The organism is Ruegeria sp. AL12, from assembly GCF_056540885.1.
On the sequence record NZ_JBQFXN010000067.1, the window covers coordinates 1 to 1053 of the forward strand.

General features: G+C 58.5%; 1 protein-coding gene. It reads right to left on the reverse strand.

Features of this window, described 5'->3' with window-relative positions:
- Positions 1–1010, reverse strand: a 1010-nt coding sequence (locus tag ACR0C6_RS21375) for a tyrosine-type recombinase/integrase (RefSeq protein WP_480621120.1), incomplete at its 3' end; no start/stop codon positions are given.
- Positions 1011–1053 lie beyond the last annotated feature (43 nt).

Sequence of the window (1053 nt, forward strand, 5' to 3'; positions counted from 1 at the left end):
ACCCAAACGCGGAAGCTGGATCGAAACCCGTGCGGACGCTCCACCATGCCGCGCCGCTCCATAAGCTTGCTCATGGTCATGTCCGATATCACGCCCTTGCGGATACCGGGGAATAGGAAGCCATCTCTCGCAAACGGAGTGGCCTCAGCAATTACTCTTTGGGCTTCTTTCGACAACGGCACTCGGAAATCACTTGTCGCGCCCTTGCGGCCCTTCATGGCCTCTGCGGGGATTGTCCAGATATCGCCGTCGATCTGGTCCAAGTGCAGGTGACGCAAGGGATAGCTGCGCACCACTGTCAGTATCAGAAGGCGCAGCGCCAGTTCAGCGGTCGTGCCGCCATCCAAGGATTGATAGAATGCTGGCACCTCTTGCCACGGTAGGGCCGGGATATGAGTTGCCGTGTGCCGCTGCTTACCCAGTAGGGCCTTGGCCTTATCCGTCGCTTGCAGATCCACATCCAAGCCCAGCGCCGCCGCATGGCGCATACAGATAGACAGACGGTTCATGGCTTTGCGCGCCGTATCGGCCTTGGTGTGCCAGATGGGGGCAAGGGTGTCTCGGATATCACGCTGATCGATCTGCGATACTGGCATTTTGCCCAGCTTTGGCAGTACGTGCAGTTCCAAGGGGCTGAACCACCGCCCGGCCTTTCCGTCGCCTTTCAGTTCGGCTTTGCGGCTGTCAAAGGCGTCCTTGGCGATATCGGTCAGAATGTTCAGATTGCGTTGAGCTTCACGGCTCTGGCGTTCCCGCTCCTTGATGGCGTCTTTACCGTCACGTACCACGGCCTGCCATTTCTCGGCTTCTTGCCGCGCTGCTTTCAACGAAACCACCGGGAAGCTGCCAAGCCCCATTTCATGCCGCCGCCCGAACAGGGTGTAGCGCAGAAACCATTGCGCGCCGCCATCGGGCCGCTTGTGAAACCATAGACCGCCCCCGTCCGAATACTTGCCTGGGGCTTTAGCCTTGAGTTCAGCGCTGGAAAGTTTGTGTTTTGGCCGTGCCATTCTACATCCACCTTTCTATCCACCCCTAGATATGGGGTATGGT